Consider the following 227-nt stretch of genomic DNA (forward strand, 5'->3'; position numbering starts at 1 on the left):
CCTTCCGCCAAATACTGCACATCGGCGTTCGCGACGTTATAAGTCCAGTTGCCCGTAGCATCAATGGTCAAGCTGCCGAGCGCACCCGCGCTTGGGGTGCCTGTGCCTGCCTGGAATACAGACTGGCCAGCATCGGCATCATTGATGGTCAAGGTGCCAGTGTCAGTTAAGGTCGGGTTGTTGGCGTCTTCAGTGACCGCGCCCAGATCATCGCCCGCAATCTCAGG

General features: G+C 58.6%; 1 protein-coding gene. It reads right to left on the reverse strand.

Annotated features, from left to right (window positions below; translation table 11 throughout):
• Positions 1-227 (reverse strand): VCBS domain-containing protein (locus tag H5073_RS18670; RefSeq protein ID WP_220488117.1); only part of this gene is annotated, 227 nt, incomplete at both ends.

Origin of the sequence: Shewanella sp. SR44-3 (assembly GCF_014163735.1) — a bacterium.
In the GTDB taxonomy this organism is placed as follows: Bacteria; Pseudomonadota; Gammaproteobacteria; order Enterobacterales; family Shewanellaceae; genus Shewanella.